Below are 15,805 nucleotides of genomic sequence, written 5' to 3'. Positions count from 1 at the left end.
GCTTGTGTAATGGACGGAGAAAAAACGCCACCAACGCTTTCCCTTGCTGCGTTTAACGGGATTACCCAACTGCATTTACGGATATGGACAGGGACTGAATGTAGCCAGTATGGTTTTTTACGAGGCCGCGCCGCCTTGCCCTTTCTTGCGCAAATAAAAGTTTGCTACCATACCCTTATGGAACAATCTATTTTAACCGCTTTTACATTAAGTTTTTTGGCCGGCGCGGCTACCGCCGTGGGCGGAGCGCTGGCTTTTGTGATTAAACGGGAAAATCTCTCCGTCTTATCATTGGGACTCGGGTTTTCGGCCGGGGTGATGATTTACGTTTCGTTTATGGAAATTCTCCCGCAGGCCACGCAGGCTTTGGGCCTTTTGTTTGGCGAAAAACCAGGCGCTTGGGCCGCCACGGGGCTGTTCTTTGCGGGGATTGTGCTGGCGTGGCTGATTGATACGCTGCTGCCTTCCCACCATCTGGAACAACACACCTTGGATCAATCCGCCAAGCTCAAGCACTTGGGGCTTTTTACGGCGCTGGCGTTGGCCATTCACAACTTTCCCGAAGGGTTGGCCACGTTTATGGCCTCCATGCAAGACGCCACCTTGGGCGTTTCCATTGCGGTGGCAGTTGCCATTCACAACATCCCGGAAGGAATTGCCGTTGCGCTGCCCGTTTTCCACGCCACGGGAAACCGCAAACAAGCTTTTTGGTACAGCGCGGGGTCGGGCATGGCGGAACCGGTGGGGGCGGTGCTGGGATTTTTTCTGCTGAAAAGCGTCTTGCAGGAAACGGCTTTTGGCGTGTTGTTTGGGCTGATTGCCGGAATTATGGTGTATATCGCGCTGGATGAACTGCTGCCCACGGCGCATGAATATGGAGACGGGCATAAAGTGATTTGGGGGGTAGTGGGCGGAATGATGGTGATGGCGGTTTCGCTTTTGTTGTTCTGAAAAAGCAAAAAATTGGGAACATAAAAAGCCGGGGCCTATTCAAAGGCCCCGGCTTTTTATTTTTAAGGGATCTTAAAAGATGTAAGGCGCCAGGAGAAAAGAAATAATCATACCGATGGAATAGCTGGTTACGTTGGTAGTTAAGCTAAGCATACAGGCGTCTTTAAACGATATTTTCCGCGGGTTCATCAGGCGCATGATTAATGCTTCGGCAATTAAACAAAACACCCACAGCACGGCCGTATCGCCCACATAGCGTACGAGCAACATCCACGATAATGCCGTGGTAATTAAATTTGCCAAGCCCACGCTGTATAGAATGGTAAAGCTTTTTTCCCGGTAAAAAAGATACGCCGCCGCCGCCAACAATTCCAGCACTAAAACGATTCCCAGCGACAGCCACGCGTCTTTGCGCGCCCAAGAGCGGCGATCGGTCGGCGCAGCGGAAGGTTCCACCTTCAGATCGTTTTCCGTTACATATACGTTAAAGTGGGAGCGTAACGTATCCGGCGAGGCAAAAACATTGCTTTGCTTTTTGGTTCCGTCTTCAAAAGCAATAATCAGCTGTTGGTAAGTGGCGTAATCATAAGCAATGGAAAAGCAGCTGCGTTTCTTGCAGTATAATTTTTGCAAGCCATACACGCCCAGCGGTTTGCTTTCCAAGCATTGATTGTCTTGGCATTGGATTTGTTCGCTGTGCAAGGGGTCAATGGCCGGCTGATTCGCCGTTTGATAGACAAAAGAAAATTCCATTTCCGGCTTGGGGGACACATTGGCCCAAAGGGGGGAAAAAACACAGCAAAAAAGCGTCAGCAAAAATAATTTTTTCATTTTTTCTCTCGGTATTCTTTATTTGGTATTATAACATTAATAATGCATAGGGGGAAATTAAAATGTTTTTTACCAAAGTTCAAACCGAAAAATATGCCGATGTGATGATTTGGGCACTGGAAACCGCCCGCCGAAACGGCAAATTTAAACCCTACGATACGGTGCTGCTCAGAAGCGACTTGTCCGCCCTGCCGCTGGCCCGCGCCCTGTATACGAAACTGTTGGCGCGGCACTACCAGGTGATTATGCGCTTTAACGCCCCGGAAGATTTTTCCAAAACATTTTATCAGCACGCGGACGATAAACAGCTGGCTTTTATCGCTCCCGGCGAAAAAGAATTCCAAGGCGGCATTAACGGCCTGATTTCATTGCGCGCGCCCGAAGATTTAACCCACCTCAAGCAAGTGGATCCGGCCCGCATTGCCAAAAGCGCGGTGGCCCGCAAACCCTTGCGCGAGATTTTGGACGTGCGCGAACAAAAAGGATTATTTTCGTGGACGCTGTGCAATTACCCCACGGAAGAACTGGCCAAACGGGCAGGCCTGTCCGTAAAAGAATACGCAAGCCAAGTGGCGCGGGCGTGCTTTTTAAATGAAAAAGACCCCGTCAAAAAATGGCAGGAAGTAACCCGCCAAATTACCGAAATCGGAAAGTGGCTCTCTTCCTTGCCCATTCAAACGCTGCGGGTGGAAACCAAAAATATGGATTTTGAAGTACTGCTGGGCGAAAAACGCAAATTTATTGCAGGCGGCGGCTGTAATGTGCCTTCCTTTGAAATTTTTACCTCGCCCGACTGGCGCGGCACGCGCGGCGTCTACTTTGCCGATTTGTCCTCTTACCGCAGCGGCAATTACGTAAAAGGCGTTCGCTTGGAATTTGAAAAAGGACGCGCCGTCAAAGCCGATGCCCAGCAAGGCGCCGAATTTGTGCGCAAAATGCTGGCTATGGACAAAGGCGCTGCCCAGATTGGGGAATTTTCCTTGACGGATCGTCGGTTCTCCAAAATTACCAAATTTATGGCGGATATCCTGTACGATGAAAACTTTGGCGGGAAATACGGCAACTGCCATGTGGCTGTGGGTTCCAGCTACGCCGATACCTTTTCGGGCGCGCAGAGCAAATTGGACAAAAAAACCAAGGAAAAACTGGGATTTAACGATTCCTCCTTGCATTGGGATTTAATCAATACCGAAAATAAAACCGTTACCGCCCGTTTAAAAGACGGTTCCAGCCAAGTGATTTACGAAAAGGGCCAGTTTCGGTATTAACAACTTTGTTTCTGGGACATAAGGCCTACTTAAAAATAGGTCTTATGTCCCTTGTTTTGGCCTTCTCAAAAGCATAAGATTTAAGTAAGGAAGTTTTAACAAGGAGAGTGAAATGAAAAGAATAGTACTGTTGTTGCTTTTGACGCTTATTTCCCCCGCGGTATTTGCCCAAACGACGGTAAATGCATCCGCCATTGAACGGGCAGCCAAAGCGGCGCATAACCAAAAAGCAGACCAAGTGAGCAAACTGACCGCTCAAACGCTGGCTGATCTCAAAGCCTTTCAAAAGGCGGCGTTTCGTTATCAGTATTACGATTACAATTTTATGTTCCAATCGATGGATGCCCTGCGGGAATCCTATATGCAGCTGCGCGGTGCGTCGGAAACGGCGGCCAAATCCGTGGCGCCTCAGATCAATGAACCGATTGCTATCGCCAACGGACAGCGCTCTATTCGCCTGGCGGCTTATTTGAATATGGAAACCTGCACGTTGTGGCAAAGCGAACAGCCTAAATTTGACGCTTTTGCAGAGGCGTTGCAAGCGGATTTGCAAGAAGGGGTTGCCCTGCCGGCCGAATTTAAACAAACGCTGGCCTCTTTCCGTGAGTATGTAAAAAATTCAAAACAACTTAATTCCAATTGGGTTTTGCAGAGCATGATGCCGGTAATGGATGTCTTTAACAAATATGCAAAGGCTAATTCTCCGTTAGTGCCGGCCATGGCCCGCCAAATCCAGGAACCGATGCCTGCCGGCTGGGGCGGAGAAGTAGTTGCCTCCACCTTTATTAAAGATCACAGCTGTGAATTATGGCAGATTGGCGATCAGCTGGAAAATTTTAGAGCCAACTTGCTGAAGTATACCCGCTAAGGTAATTTTAAATCACAAAGCGCCCGCCATTTCCGGGCGCTTTTTTTATGCCATTTGGGGAAGATTTGGAGGGAAAGGAAGCGGATCCCGCGAATGTTCGGGCGGGGGGGGGAAAAAGCCTTTGAGAGAGGCCAAAAACGGGTTTTGCACACAGGATTTCCCGGCTGACGGGAAAAAAGACAGGGAAATAAAAAACCGGGCATAAAGCCCGGTTTTGAGGTTAAACTAAATGCTAAATCTCTTTATGCAGCACTTTTAAGGCGGCTTTTTCCTTGGCTACCGGCAGGCATTCCTGCACGCGGTAGTGCTGGCCGTTAAGCATTTGGGAAAGCGCGGCAATATCCGCATCGGTCAAAACTTCTTTGTCGTACGTCGTGCGGAATTCATAGCCTAAGCCCGACTTTTTGATTAAATCCATGGATTCGCGCAGAATAGCCGGATTAAAATCCACTCCCGTAATGAGGGAATACTTTTCCAGCGGGGCTTTTAGATCCATGGCAATATAATCAACCAGTTTGTCTTGAATCAGCTGCCTAAGCATTTCCGGCCGGGTGCCGTTGGTGTCCAATTTTACGGCGTAGCCCATGGATTTTATCTTGGCCAAGAACTGGGGCAAATCGTCGTGCAGGGTGGGTTCCCCGCCCGATACCACCACTCCTTCCAAGGTGCCTTGGCGCCGCTTTAAGAAAGCGTCTATTTCTTCTTCGGCAACGGGTTCCGTGAACATATGCGGATACACCAGTTCCGGGTTGTGGCAGTAGCGGCAACGGAAGTTGCACCCTTGCGTAAAAATCACTGCTGCCGGACGGCCCGGAAAGTCAATCAGCGTAAATTTAATCAGTCCGCCTATTTTCATCGGAAACCCGCTGCGAGAAAAGTTTATTTATCGCTGTTGCAGTCGCAGCCGCAGCCGATATGCATGGTTTTTCTCATGGCAAATTCTTCTTTTTTGCCTTTGTTCCAGTTCTGGACGGGGCGCAGATAGCCCACCACTCTGGAGTAAACTTCGCATTTGGAACCGTGAACTTCGTTCATTTCTTTTTTAAGTTCCGAAATTTTGTTTTCAACAATCTTTTTTTCCTGTGCAGTCATGGTGATGTCTCCTAGATAATAACCGTGTAAAACGGGGATCGGGCCCGTGAAAACCCTTTCTCTTATTATGGCACTTTGCCATACCCGTTTCAACTGCTTTTTTGGGTTATGTTTTGTGAAAAACTAACCCAAAAAAGATAATTTGTGAAGAACTATTTGCTGTAGAGCTGTTCTTCCAAAAGTTTTACTTGGCGTTCCAGCTCCTGCATCCGTTCGGCCTTGCATTTGGGGCATTCAAAATGTTCGCCTTCAATGTAGCCGCATTTGGGGCAGATGCTGAACGTAGGCGTGATGGAGAAGTACGGCAAAGTGTATTTCTCGCACACGGTTTTGATGAATTTCTTCATCGCTTCCAAATCTTTGATTTTTTCGCCGGTGAAAATATGCTGTACCGTTCCGCCGGTGTATTTGGACTGGATGGTGCTTTGCAAGTCCAGCATTTCAAACACGTCGTCGGTATAGTTGACGGGAAGCTGCGAAGAGTTGGTGTAGAAAGGCGGGTGGCCTTGTTTGTAAAGCTCTTCGTTGGCGCATTTGATTTCCGGGAAGCGTTCCTTGTCCAATTTGGCCAAGCGGTAGGAAGTGCCTTCGGCGGGAGTGGCTTCTAAGTTATAGTTGTTGCCGGTTTCTTCCTGGAATTTTACCAGCGTTTCGCGCATGAACGTAAGCACTTTTTCGGCAAAGGCGCGGCCTTTTTCGGTGCCGATGTCTTCGCCGATCAGGTTGACGGCGCATTCATTGAGCCCCACCAGCCCGATGGTGGAAAAGTGGTTTTTCCAGTATTCGTTAAAGCGCTGGCGGATGGAGCGCAGGTAAAAGCTCATGTACGGATAGAGGTTGCCTTTGGTGAAGCGTTCAATGACTTTGCGCTTGATTTCCAAGCTGGTTTTGGCCACTTCCATGCGGTCTTTCAAATTGGCAAAGAATTCATCCTCGTTTTTGGACAAATACCCCAGGCGCGGCAGGTTGATGGTTACCACGCCGATGGAACCCGTCAGCGGGGCCGAGCCGAAAAGACCGCCGCCGCGTTTTCTCAGTTCGCGGTTGTCGATGCGCAAGCGGCAGCACATGGAGCGGGCATCTTCGGGGTTCATATCCGAGTTGATAAAGTTGGCAAAGTACGGAATACCGTATTTGGCCGTCATTTCCCACAGCGGGGTGAGTTTCGGGTTGTTCCAGTCAAAATCCTTGGTAATGTTGTACGTCGGAATCGGGAACGTAAATACGCGGCCCTTGGCGTCGCCCGCGAGCATGACCTCGCAGAACGCGCGGTTGAGCATATCCATTTCTTCCTGGAATTCGCCGTACGTCTTGTCCTGCAGTTTGCCGCCGATGATGACGGGTTGGTCTTTATAATAAGAAGGCACCGTCAAGTCCAGCGTCAGGTTGGTAAACGGCGTTTGGAAGCCGACGCGGGTGGGCACGTTGACGTTAAATAAAAATTCCTGCAAGGCTTGTTTTACTTCGTCGTAAGAGAGTTTGTCGTAATAGATAAACGGGGCGAGCAGCGTGTCAAAGTTGGAGAACGCTTGCGCGCCGGCGCTTTCCCCTTGCAGGGTGTAGAAAAAGTTGACCACTTGGCCCAAGGCGGTGCGCAGGTGTTTGGCCGGTTTGCTTTCCGCTTTGCCGACTACGCCCGTAAAACCGCTGAGCAACAAGTCCTGCAAATCCCAGCCCACGCAGTAAGCGCCCAAGAGGCCCAAATCGTGCAGGTGAAAATCGCCTTCCGTGTGCATCCGGCGGACATTTTCCGGATAAATTTTGTTCAGCCAATACACTTTGCTGATTTCGGAAGAAATATAGTTGTTCAGCCCCTGCAGCGAGTAGCCCATATTGCTGTTTTCGTTGACTTGCCAGTCAATTTTCTGCAGGTATTGGTCTACCAAATCCACGTTAAATTTAGAAGAAATTTCACGCATACGGGCGTGTTGGTCGCGGTACAGGATGTAGGCTTTGGCCGTTTTGTGGTAGTTGGACGTCAGCAGTACGTCTTCTACGATATCCTGCACATTTTCCACGTTGGGAACCGTATCGGAATAAAGTTGTTGAATGATGTTAATGGCGCGAATCGTCAATTTTTTGGCGGTTTCCGAATCAAATTCGCCGGTCGCCTCGGCGGCTTTGGAAATAGCCTTCGTGATTTTTTTAGAATCAAAACGTTGGGTGGTACCGTCTCTTTTGACGATATGAGTGATTACTTCAGAGTTTTCCATAATTTGTTGTCCTGGTAGAAATAATTGGCCGTTTAAAACTAACGACTTCTAAAATTTTGGCATAAACAAACCAAAATTGCAAATCCCGTCTGATTTTGAATTTCAAACAATTACAAAAAAAGTTTTTTACCGTCGGAGAAAATGCTTTTTTTCGTACTATTAAGAAAAGAGAAAAAGCTTTTCTTAATAGTAATTATTACTAATAACTAAGGGGCTTGTCAAACATTTTAAAGACCTATAAAAATTATCTTTAAAAAATAGATAAAAAGCCAAAAAAGTCCTATATTTCCGGTGCGTTCCAAAGCCTGCGGGCAGCGTATTTTGGCGTCACAGAAAGGAAAACATAATCTCTTTCGGGGCTTGACGGAAACGGAGGAAGTGTCTAAAATAAGAAAAAAGGCTGGAAAGGGGGACGTATGGATTTTTATCAGTGGTGTGTGCTGGCGGCGGTAGTCGCTTTTATCGTATTTGTGGTGTTTGCGGTGCGGGCATTTTTGCAAATTACGCGCACGGCCGAAGCGGTGGAATATCTGGCGGTTTCCACGGCGGAGAATGTGGACAAAACCAAAAGCGCGTTTGATTTAATAGACAATGTGTCTACGTTGTTGGATTCCACGTTTTATAAAGTAATGAAACTGGGAATGGACGTGATTAAACATTACCGAGCTAAATAATCCGCCCGACTTTTACTTAAAAAGCCCTCTATTAAAGAGGGCTTTTTAAGTGTAAGAGATAAGCCGGGGTTAGGCATTTAACAGCCACATGCCCGCATTTAAATAGCCGGCGTAAATTAACCACGCGCCGTAGGGCAGCATCAGCCATGCGGCCGCCCGGCTTTTTTGCCGCAAGGCGCAGGCCAGCCAGGCGCCTTCTGCCAACATGGCCAGCAGAATGACCATCGCCCAAGCCGGGTTATGACTGCCGAAGAAAACCGGCGTCCACAGGGCGTTAAGCGCGAGCTGGACGATAAACAAAATCAGCGGTTTGCGGGCGGCTTTGAGTCCTTGGCGAAACGCCAAAAAACCCGCCACGCCCAATACTATATATAAGACGCCCCACGCCATTCCGAAGGCGGCATCCGGCGGCATGAAAGGGGGCATCTGCAGCGAATGGTACCATCCCAAATTGGGCTGTACCATGGCGGCTCCGGCAAGGCCGGGCAGTTGGCAAAGCAGCAGCCAAAACAGCAGTTTAAAAAATTCCAGGATATATTTCATAGCAGTACGGTAGCATTTTCCAAACGCCAGGGAAACCCCAAAAAGAGGTTAGAAAAAGGGGGAAAAATGTCGCGCGTGCTCTAAAAATGGTAAAATAACCAGAGTGTATTTTTTAACCTTTTAGTCTAGAGGATATTATGGATACGAAACTGATTACGGAAGTAACCGATTGGCTTAAAACCACCGATTTGGCCGAATTCTGCTACGCAAAAGACGGCGAAAGCATTGAAGTAAAAACCGCCGAAGCTTTGCCGGAGCCGGCGCATTTTTCCTGCTCGCTCACGGCGGTAGCAGCCCCCGCGATCGGCATTTACCACGCGGCGGACAAAGGCAAAAATTTAGTGCTTAAAGAAGGTCAGTCCGTACAGGAAGGCGACGTGTTGGGAGTGGTGGAAACCTTCTCCAAAAAACATAAAATTACCGCGCCCGTATCCGGCAAATTGCGGGTGGTTACGGCGCAGGAAGGGGCGCCGGTGGAATTTGGCCTGCCGCTTTTCTTTATTGAGAAATAGGAGTAGAAAATGTCTGCAAAAGTTACCATTACTCCTTTTAAAAAAGTTTTAATTGCCAACCGCGGCGAAATTGCCCTGCGTGTGATCCGCACGCTAAAAGAAATGGGGATTAAGTCCGTGGCCGTTTATTCCGAGGCCGACCGCAACAGCCTGCATGTGCGCATGGCGGACGAAGCCGTGTGCATCGGGGCGGCGCCGTCGCCTGTCAGCTATTTAAACATTGACGCCATCGTTACCGCGGGCAAAATTACCGGCGCCGACGCCGTGCATCCCGGGTATGGGTTCTTGTCCGAAAATGCCGATTTTGCGGCCGCCGTTACCAAGGCCGGAATGACGTTTATCGGCCCGACGGCGGAGGCCATTGAAATGCTGGGCGTGAAATCCACCGCGCGTGAAATTGCCGTCAAAGCCGGCGTGCCGATTACGCCCGGTTCCGACGGGGTGGTAGGCAAAAATTTCCGCGAAGTGGCCCGCAAAATCGGGTTTCCGATTATGATTAAAGCTTCTTTGGGCGGCGGCGGCAAAGGGATGCGCGCGTGCCTGAAAGAAGAAGATTTGGAACTGATGATGAAAACGGCCCAGGGCGAAGCCAAAGCCAACTTTGGCGACGACCGCGTTTATTTTGAAAAACTCGTTTTAAATCCGCGCCACATTGAAGTGCAGGTGGCGGGGGATAATTACGGCAACGTGGTAGCCTTTGCCGAGCGCGACTGCAGCATGCAGCGCCGCCACCAAAAACTGGTGGAGGAATCGCCTTCCCCGTTTGTGGATCCGGTTACCCGCCAAAAATTGCAGGAAGCCGCCTGCAAGCTTGTCAAAGCGGCCAAATACCGCGGCGTGGGCACGGTGGAATTTCTGATGGCGCAGAATAAAGAATTTTACTTTATGGAAGTAAACACCCGCCTGCAGGTGGAACACCCGGTAACGGAGTCGGTCTGCGGGCAGGACTTGGTCAAAATGCAAATTCAAATTGCCCAGGGCGAGCCGCTGCACCTGACGCAGGAAGAGGCGTCCGTCATCAAATGCCACGCCATTGAGCACCGCATCAACGCCGAAGACAGCGAAAAGAATTTTACGCCCTGCCCCGGCACCATTGAAGAATGGATTCCCGCCGGCGGCTTAGGCGTGCGGGTGGACAGCCATATGTACACGGGCTACACCATTCCCAGCTATTACGACAGCCTGATCGCCAAGCTGATTATCACCGCGCCCGACCGCGAGCATTTGCTGGCGCGCTGCCGGCGCTGCTTGGGCGAGTTTATCGTGGGCGGCGTAAAGACCACGATCCCTTTCCACCAAAAAATCGTCAATAACGAAGATTTTATCCGCGGCAATATGGATACGGGTCTTATTGAACGGATGATGGCCAAAGAGAAGGAAGAAAGTGAAAGCAAAAAATAAGATTTTGGGCCCGCGGGCGCTTAAAAAATTTGTGGAAGAAGCCCGCAAAAACGGCCGGAAAATCGTTTTTACAAACGGATGTTTTGATATTTTGCACGCCGGACACGTAAGCGTGCTGGAGTTTGCCCGCTCCAAAGGGGATGTGCTGGTGGTGGGGCTGAACAGCGATGCCTCCGTGCGCCGGTTAAAAGGGCCCAGCCGTCCGGTCAACACACAAGCGGATCGCGCGTTGGTGTTGGGCGGGTTGGAGAGCGTGTCGGCCGTGAGCATTTTTGAGCAAGACACGCCGTATGAGCTGATTAAACTCGTCCGCCCGGACGTATTGGTAAAGGGCGGCGATTACAAGACCGACGAAATCGTCGGCCGCGAATTTGCAAAAAAAGTGGTACGTTTCCCGTTGTTAAAAGGGCGTTCCACCACAAATATAATTAAAAAGGTTAGTAAATAACCGCCACGCGGCCTCCGTTGGGGGCGCCGCGGCGCGGGTTGTTGCGCCACGAGGATAAAAACATGTCTGATATTTTTGAGAAATGCAGGAATTACAAGGACGCCAAACTGGCTATGCGCATGGGGATTTACGGCTATTTCCAGCCGATTGAATCCGCGCAGGGGCCGGAAGTAATGTTGGGCGGCAAAAAATATATTATGGCCGGTTCCAACAATTACCTGGGGTTGGCGGACGATCCCGAAATGAAAAAAGCGGCCAGCGAAGCGGCCCTGAAATACGGCACCGGCTGTGCCGGCTCGCGCTTTTTAAACGGGAACACCAAAGCCGCCGATGAACTGGAGGCGCGTTTGGCCCGGTTCAAACGCAAAGAAGCGGGGCTTATTTTCTCTACCGGATATCAGATGAACTTGGGCGTCGTGTCTTGCTTGGTCAAAAAAGGCGACTATGCCATCGTGGATAAATTGGATCACGCCAGCATTTTGGACGGCGTGAAACTTTCCGACGGGGAAATGGTGCGCTTTAAACACAACGATCCGGCCGATTTAGACCGCGTTTTATCCAAACTGCCCGAAGAATCCGGCAAACTGATTATTGTAGACGGCGTGTTTAGCATGGAAGGGGACATTTGCCCTCTGCCGGAAATTGTCAAAATCGCCCGCAAATACGGGGCGCGCATTATGGTGGACGACGCGCACGCCACGGGCATTATCGGCAAAACGGGGCGCGGCACCTGCGAATACTTCGGCCTGGAAAACGGCGAAGTGGATTTGGTGGTAGGCACCTGTTCCAAAACGTTTGCCACCGTGGGCGGATTTGTCGTGGGGGATGCGGACATCATCCATTATATCCGCCACAACGCCCGCAGCCAAATTTTCTCCGCGGCGCTGCCGCCGGCTTCCGTGGCTTCCATTACCAAGGCGCTGGAGCTGATTGAAAACGACACTTCCCGCCGCGACAATCTGTTCCGCCTGACGGCGAAACTCAAAAAAGGCTTGGAAGACCTGGGCTTTGATTTGGGAACCAGCACTACGCCTATTTTGCCGGTGCACGTGGGCAGCAACGAAAACTGCTTTAAAATGTGGCGCGCGCTGCACGAGTTGGGCATTTTCTCCAACCCGGTCGTCAGCCCGGCGGTGCCGCCCGGCCACGCGCTGATGCGTTTGACGCTGATGGCCACCCATACCGATGAACACGTGGCAAAGATTATTGACGCCTTTGCCCAAGCGGGCCGTTCCATCGGCGTGATTAAATAGTTTTAACACCCCGCTCCGCAAATGCAGGAGCGGGGTTTTTCTTTGGGGAGGATTGGTGTATGGCAGTTACGGTGCGGCAATTAAGCGAGCAGGAATTAGACCAATTTGTAGATTTTCCGTTTCAACTTTATAAGAATGACCCGTATTGGGTGGGGGATTTGAAAGCCGATACGGCGCATTTAATCAGCCGGAAAAACGTGTTTTGGACGCACGGCGAGCGGGCCTTATTTATGGCTTTCCAAGACGGCAAACCCGTCGGGCGGCTGATGGCGCTTGTCAACCGGGCGCATAACGAATACCAAAAGGAAAACATCGGATTTTTTGGTTTTTTTGACTGTATCAACAGCCAAGAGGTTGCTGACGCGCTGTTTGCGGCGGGCGAAACGTGGCTGCGCGGCAAAGGCGTCAGCGCGGTGCGCGGCCCGGCCAACCCTTCCAGCAACCACGTCTACGGACTATTGGTAGACGGCTTTGACAGCATGCCGGCCATTATGATGCCCTACAACTACCCCTACTACGCCCAACTGATTGAGGGGGCGGGGTTTACCAAAATAAAAGACTTGCTGGCTTTTCACCGCACGAAAGACGACCAATTCTCCGAGCGGTTTTTGAAAGTTTGTGCGCGCTGCTCCCGCGGAAAAGGCATTACGCTGCGGCGGCTGAACTTGAAAAAAATAGCGGAAGAGGCGGAAATTATCCGCAAAATTTATAACGAAGCCTGGGCCCAAAACTGGGGGTTTGTGCCGATGTCCCCGCGGGAAATGGCGGACGTGGTAAAAGAATTAAAACTGGTCGTCCGGCCCGAGGGCACCTGCGTGCTGGAAGTGGACGGCGTGCCGGCGGGGTTTTATATTTTAATTCCCAATATGAACCACGTGTTAAAAGAGCTGAAAGGCTCGCTGGTCAATCCCTGGCGGGTGGTAAAGGCGCTGTGGGCGTGGCATAAAATTAAAGACGCGCGGATGATTATGCTGGGTGTTTCGCCGCAGTTTCGGCAGCGGGGAATTGATTTAATTTTGATTAAACATATTATAGACCACGGGGTAGCCGTATGGAACGAGGCGGAGCTGTCTTGGGTGCTGGAGGATAACGAAGGCATCATCCGCGGCATTACGGAATGCGGCTGCCACCCGAGCAAACGCTACCGGCTGTATCAAAAAAGCCTGTAGGCAAAAGCAACCTTTCCAACCGGCGCGTGACGCACAGTCACGCGCTTTTTTATTTGGCAAAAGGCCCTGTCCTTCCCACGGGAACAGGGCCTTTTAGCATAAGCCCGAAGGCGAGTCCCCTCTCGCAGTCGGGCGGATAAAATAGAAGGGGAAATCAAGCGGCCGCGTGCCGCTTTTTTACAGCTTAACCGATTTGGCGGGCAAACAAAAGCCCAAAAATTAATTAGTTTTGGAAGACAAAAACGCGCACGAGGGTTTCGTGCGCGCTTGAGGAAAGGTTTATTTTTCGGGAGTGGTTACGCGTTTCCAGGCCGCCTTAAAATCCGGCGGGACGGGTGCCTCAAACTTAAGTGCCTTGCCCGTAAACGGATGTTTAAATTCAATCCGCCGGGCATGGAGCATCAGGCGTTCTGCCGTGGCCCCGCGGTAGAGCCAGTCCCCCAGTACGGGGTATCCCAGCCAGCTTAAATGCACGCGCAGCTGATTGGTGCGGCCGGTGCGGGGGTAGAGCTCAATGTAGGTAAATCCGTTTTTGCGCTCCAGCACTTTATAATCGGTTACGGCTTCGCGCCCCACGTCGGACGCTTTTATCTTGCCGCCCGCCACGCGCCCGATGGGAACGTCTATTGTGCCTTCGTCGTCGGGTACTTCGCCGCAGGCAATGGAATGATACGTTTTGTGCACTTCGCGGTTGGCAAACAGTGCCACCATTTCGGCCTGAAATTCGGGGTTTTTGGCCACCAGCATGACGCCGCTGGTTTCGCGGTCTAAGCGGTGTACCAGCCCGGCGCGCGGAGTGGAAAGGTCAAAGCCTTTGGGGGGATTAGCCAAAATAACGGACACCAAGGTTTCTTCCGACGAGAACACCGCTTCGGGGTGTTCTTCCCACACCGGGCTTTGCGGGTGCACCAGCATGCCGGCAGGTTTAATGAGTACAAAAAAATCTTTGGCGTCGTGAATAATTAAATCGTTCAAATCGGTTTTGGCTTGGGGGTGCGGCATTTCTATTTCCACCACTTCGCCGGGGGTCAGCGGCCAAGACGGTTTTACCTTTTTGCCGTTGACGGTGATTTTGCCGTCTTTAATCATTTTTTGCACGATGGCGCGCGAAAAATCCGCCAGTTCGTCGGCGGCGAACACGTCCAGCCGGCGGGAATAACCCTCAAACACAATTTTTTTATTTTCAGCCATTTCGTTGAACCTTCCTTACACGATACCACAAAATAAATGCTCCCGCCGCCGCGGCCAAGGCAATGGCCTGCGAGGGGGAAAGCCCCAAAATGTATTCCCCGCGAAAATCCCCGCGGAAAAATTCAATGATAAAACGCATCACGCTGTATCCCAGCACGTATTCAATTAAAATGCTTCCGGCCGGGTGTTGTTTTTGGGAAGCGCGGTGCAGCAGAAAAAACAAAATCAGGTTTCCGGCCGCTTCGTACAACTGGGTGGGGTGCAAATGGACGCCCAATAGTTCCGGCGCCACCAGCGAGTGGGGATCGGTAAACGTAACGCCCCACGGCATCCCCGTCGGGCGGCCGTAGCAGCAGCCCGCCAAAAAACAGCCTATTCTTCCAAACGCGTGGCCCAACGGCAGCCCCACGATCAAAAAATCGGCCGTTTTTAACAGCGGCAGTTTTTTCTTTTTAATATACCACACCAACGCGCCGACCGATACGATCATCCCGCCAAAAAAGACAAACCCGTAGCGAAAATCGCGCACGATGTTGGTGATTTTTTCCGCCAGCGTGTTGCCCAGCTCGGGCCAGGAAACCACAATATAGAGCAGCTTGCTGCCGGCCAACGCGCCGATAAACGCGATGAAGATTAAATTCCAAAACGTGTCTTTATCAATGCCCGTTTTTTTGAGCTTGGGCAATAAATACAGCGCGGCCGCCGCATATCCCAAAGCGGTCATCAGTCCGTAGCTGGCCAGCTCAAACGAGCCGATGTGAAAAAGTACCGGGTGCATTATAAAGAATCCTTATCGCGGATGGCGTTTCGCATAAAAGGGTTTTTAAGGCGCTCGCAGCCGATGGTGGAGCTGCATTTGCCGCCGTAGCTGTGCCCGGCAAAAATTTGCGTATCTTCGGGCAGTTGGGAAAGCGTCAGCAGGCTTTGGCGCATGTGGCGCGGATTGGAAGAAGGCAAATCCACCCGCCCGCAGGCGCCGGGGAAAAGCGTGTCGCCGGTAAAAACGGCGTTGCCGATTTTGATACACACGCCTCCCGCCGTGTGGCCGGGGGTGGGGATGATTTCCACTTCAAAGGGCCCTACGTGCAGTTTTTGGGCGCCGCGGTAGACGGATAGCCACTGCGGGGCGATACCGCACAGGGGGACGTCGTTTTCCTCTATATACGCTTTTAAATGGTGCTTTTCCAGCAGGTCTTGCGCGAATTTGACGTGGTCAAAATGGCCGTGCGTAAAGAAAACGGCCAGCAAATTTAATTTTTTTTCGGCCAACGTATGTTCCAAAAAATTCATATCCCAGGCCGGGTCAATCAGCAGGGCGTCTTGCCCTTGCGTTACCAAATAAGTGCAGTTGTCCATCGGGCCCAGGTTGATTACGTCTATATTCATAAATC

The 15,805-nt window shown here is 51.0% G+C and carries 17 protein-coding genes; 9 read left to right on the top strand and 8 right to left on the bottom strand.

Annotated elements, in window-relative coordinates:
* Window positions 1-177: 177 nt before the first annotated feature.
* Window positions 178-951: a zinc transporter ZupT gene (zupT, locus tag B5F75_RS05865; RefSeq protein ID WP_087288930.1), complete on the top strand. Its 774-nt coding sequence runs from the start codon at window positions 178-180 to the stop codon at window positions 949-951.
* A gap of 72 nt (window positions 952-1,023) precedes the next feature.
* Here zupT and B5F75_RS05860 read toward each other — a convergent pair whose 3' ends face one another.
* On the bottom strand, window positions 1,024-1,782 hold the full coding sequence (locus B5F75_RS05860; protein ID WP_087288928.1) for a hypothetical protein: 759 nt from the start codon (window positions 1,780-1,782) through the stop codon (window positions 1,024-1,026).
* 62 nt (window positions 1,783-1,844) lie between these two features.
* On the opposite strand from B5F75_RS05860, the gene B5F75_RS05855 reads away from it, so the two are divergent.
* Together B5F75_RS05855 and B5F75_RS05850 are read left to right on the top strand one after the other, a co-directional pair.
* The gene (locus B5F75_RS05855; RefSeq protein WP_087288926.1) at window positions 1,845-3,050 is read left to right on the top strand and encodes an aminopeptidase; all 1,206 of its coding nucleotides are present in this window, start codon (window positions 1,845-1,847) and stop codon (window positions 3,048-3,050) included.
* Window positions 3,051-3,162: 112 nt separating this feature from the next.
* Window positions 3,163-3,918 (top strand): hypothetical protein, encoded by a 756-nt coding sequence (locus B5F75_RS05850; RefSeq protein WP_087288924.1) that lies wholly within the window; start codon window positions 3,163-3,165, stop codon window positions 3,916-3,918.
* A gap of 232 nt (window positions 3,919-4,150) precedes the next feature.
* Here the strand turns inward: B5F75_RS05850 and B5F75_RS05845 are convergent, their stop codons facing one another.
* From B5F75_RS05845 to B5F75_RS05835, 3 genes are all read right to left on the bottom strand, one after another.
* A complete protein-coding gene (locus tag B5F75_RS05845; protein ID WP_087288922.1) occupies window positions 4,151-4,774 on the bottom strand; it encodes an anaerobic ribonucleoside-triphosphate reductase activating protein in 624 nt (207 codons plus the stop codon).
* Window positions 4,775-4,797: 23 nt separating this feature from the next.
* On the bottom strand, window positions 4,798-5,010 hold the full coding sequence (gene nrdD, locus B5F75_RS05840; protein WP_087288920.1) for an anaerobic ribonucleoside-triphosphate reductase: 213 nt from the start codon (window positions 5,008-5,010) through the stop codon (window positions 4,798-4,800).
* 152 nt (window positions 5,011-5,162) lie between these two features.
* Window positions 5,163-7,223: a ribonucleoside triphosphate reductase gene (locus B5F75_RS05835; RefSeq protein WP_087288918.1), complete on the bottom strand. Its 2,061-nt coding sequence runs from the start codon at window positions 7,221-7,223 to the stop codon at window positions 5,163-5,165.
* Between the two features lie 416 nt (window positions 7,224-7,639).
* Here B5F75_RS05835 and B5F75_RS05830 point away from each other — a divergent pair, with 416 nt between their 5' ends.
* A complete protein-coding gene (locus B5F75_RS05830; protein ID WP_087288916.1) occupies window positions 7,640-7,897 on the top strand; it encodes a hypothetical protein in 258 nt (85 codons plus the stop codon).
* 69 nt (window positions 7,898-7,966) lie between these two features.
* Here B5F75_RS05830 and B5F75_RS05825 read toward each other — a convergent pair whose 3' ends face one another.
* Window positions 7,967-8,440, bottom strand: a complete 474-nt coding sequence (locus tag B5F75_RS05825; RefSeq protein WP_087288914.1) for a TspO/MBR family protein — start codon at window positions 8,438-8,440, stop codon at window positions 7,967-7,969.
* A 137-nt stretch (window positions 8,441-8,577) separates the two neighbouring features.
* On the opposite strand from B5F75_RS05825, the gene B5F75_RS05820 reads away from it, so the two are divergent.
* The 5 genes from B5F75_RS05820 (at window position 8,578) to B5F75_RS05800 (ending at window position 13,223) form a co-directional block, all read left to right on the top strand.
* Window positions 8,578-8,952, top strand: a complete 375-nt coding sequence (locus B5F75_RS05820) for an acetyl-CoA carboxylase biotin carboxyl carrier protein (protein ID WP_087288912.1) — start codon at window positions 8,578-8,580, stop codon at window positions 8,950-8,952.
* A gap of 9 nt (window positions 8,953-8,961) precedes the next feature.
* Window positions 8,962-10,353, top strand: coding sequence for an acetyl-CoA carboxylase biotin carboxylase subunit (accC, locus tag B5F75_RS05815; RefSeq protein WP_087288910.1), 1,392 nt, complete (start codon window positions 8,962-8,964; stop codon window positions 10,351-10,353).
* A complete protein-coding gene (gene rfaE2 / locus B5F75_RS05810; protein WP_087288908.1) occupies window positions 10,337-10,801 on the top strand; it encodes a D-glycero-beta-D-manno-heptose 1-phosphate adenylyltransferase in 465 nt (154 codons plus the stop codon). The genes accC and rfaE2 overlap by 17 nt, the downstream gene beginning before the upstream one ends.
* Before the next feature lie 62 nt (window positions 10,802-10,863).
* Window positions 10,864-12,054 carry an aminotransferase class I/II-fold pyridoxal phosphate-dependent enzyme gene (locus B5F75_RS05805; protein WP_087289353.1) on the top strand — a complete coding sequence of 397 codons (1,191 nt, stop codon included), beginning with the start codon at window positions 10,864-10,866 and terminating at the stop codon, window positions 12,052-12,054.
* A 59-nt stretch (window positions 12,055-12,113) separates the two neighbouring features.
* Window positions 12,114-13,223: a GNAT family N-acetyltransferase gene (locus B5F75_RS05800; RefSeq protein ID WP_087288906.1), complete on the top strand. Its 1,110-nt coding sequence runs from the start codon at window positions 12,114-12,116 to the stop codon at window positions 13,221-13,223.
* A 279-nt stretch (window positions 13,224-13,502) separates the two neighbouring features.
* Here B5F75_RS05800 and B5F75_RS05795 read toward each other — a convergent pair whose 3' ends face one another.
* Genes B5F75_RS05795 through B5F75_RS05785 form a run of 3 tightly spaced genes read right to left on the bottom strand, consistent with a single transcriptional unit; the run spans window position 13,503 to window position 15,800 of the window.
* Window positions 13,503-14,414 (bottom strand): RluA family pseudouridine synthase, encoded by a 912-nt coding sequence (locus tag B5F75_RS05795; RefSeq protein ID WP_087288904.1) that lies wholly within the window; start codon window positions 14,412-14,414, stop codon window positions 13,503-13,505.
* Window positions 14,407-15,192 carry a prolipoprotein diacylglyceryl transferase gene (lgt, locus tag B5F75_RS05790; RefSeq protein ID WP_087288902.1) on the bottom strand — a complete coding sequence of 262 codons (786 nt, stop codon included), beginning with the start codon at window positions 15,190-15,192 and terminating at the stop codon, window positions 14,407-14,409. The genes B5F75_RS05795 and lgt overlap by 8 nt, the downstream gene beginning before the upstream one ends.
* Window positions 15,192-15,800, bottom strand: coding sequence for an MBL fold metallo-hydrolase (locus B5F75_RS05785; protein WP_087288900.1), 609 nt, complete (start codon window positions 15,798-15,800; stop codon window positions 15,192-15,194). Before B5F75_RS05785 ends, lgt begins: the two co-directional genes overlap by 1 nt.
* Between the last annotated feature and the right edge of the window lie 5 nt (window positions 15,801-15,805).

The sequence above is a fragment of the Elusimicrobium sp. An273 genome (assembly GCF_002159705.1).
GTDB classification, from domain to species: Bacteria; Elusimicrobiota; Elusimicrobia; order Elusimicrobiales; family Elusimicrobiaceae; genus Avelusimicrobium; species Avelusimicrobium gallicola.
The sequence above is the reverse complement of the archived record's forward strand: the minus strand, read 5'-3'. Positions and strand labels throughout refer to the sequence as shown.

Excerpts from the sequence above, each read along its gene's own strand:
- B5F75_RS05830 (WP_087288916.1), top strand. The coding sequence starts at position 7,640 with ATGGATTTTTATCAGTGGTGTGTGCTGGCGGCGGTAGTCGCTTTTATC.
- B5F75_RS05800 (WP_087288906.1), top strand. The coding sequence starts at position 12,114 with ATGGCAGTTACGGTGCGGCAATTAAGCGAGCAGGAATTAGACCAATTT.
- B5F75_RS05825 (WP_087288914.1), bottom strand. The coding sequence starts at position 8,440 with ATGAAATATATCCTGGAATTTTTTAAACTGCTGTTTTGGCTGCTGCTT.
- B5F75_RS05785 (WP_087288900.1), bottom strand. The coding sequence starts at position 15,800 with ATGAATATAGACGTAATCAACCTGGGCCCGATGGACAACTGCACTTAT.
- B5F75_RS05820 (WP_087288912.1), top strand. The coding sequence starts at position 8,578 with ATGGATACGAAACTGATTACGGAAGTAACCGATTGGCTTAAAACCACC.
- lgt (WP_087288902.1), bottom strand. The coding sequence starts at position 15,192 with ATGCACCCGGTACTTTTTCACATCGGCTCGTTTGAGCTGGCCAGCTAC.
- B5F75_RS05795 (WP_087288904.1), bottom strand. The coding sequence starts at position 14,414 with ATGGCTGAAAATAAAAAAATTGTGTTTGAGGGTTATTCCCGCCGGCTG.
- B5F75_RS05850 (WP_087288924.1), top strand. The coding sequence starts at position 3,163 with ATGAAAAGAATAGTACTGTTGTTGCTTTTGACGCTTATTTCCCCCGCG.
- B5F75_RS05805 (WP_087289353.1), top strand. The coding sequence starts at position 10,864 with ATGTCTGATATTTTTGAGAAATGCAGGAATTACAAGGACGCCAAACTG.
- B5F75_RS05860 (WP_087288928.1), bottom strand. The coding sequence starts at position 1,782 with ATGAAAAAATTATTTTTGCTGACGCTTTTTTGCTGTGTTTTTTCCCCC.
- zupT (WP_087288930.1), top strand. The coding sequence starts at position 178 with ATGGAACAATCTATTTTAACCGCTTTTACATTAAGTTTTTTGGCCGGC.
- B5F75_RS05835 (WP_087288918.1), bottom strand. The coding sequence starts at position 7,223 with ATGGAAAACTCTGAAGTAATCACTCATATCGTCAAAAGAGACGGTACC.
- accC (WP_087288910.1), top strand. The coding sequence starts at position 8,962 with ATGTCTGCAAAAGTTACCATTACTCCTTTTAAAAAAGTTTTAATTGCC.
- nrdD (WP_087288920.1), bottom strand. The coding sequence starts at position 5,010 with ATGACTGCACAGGAAAAAAAGATTGTTGAAAACAAAATTTCGGAACTT.
- B5F75_RS05845 (WP_087288922.1), bottom strand. The coding sequence starts at position 4,774 with ATGAAAATAGGCGGACTGATTAAATTTACGCTGATTGACTTTCCGGGC.
- B5F75_RS05855 (WP_087288926.1), top strand. The coding sequence starts at position 1,845 with ATGTTTTTTACCAAAGTTCAAACCGAAAAATATGCCGATGTGATGATT.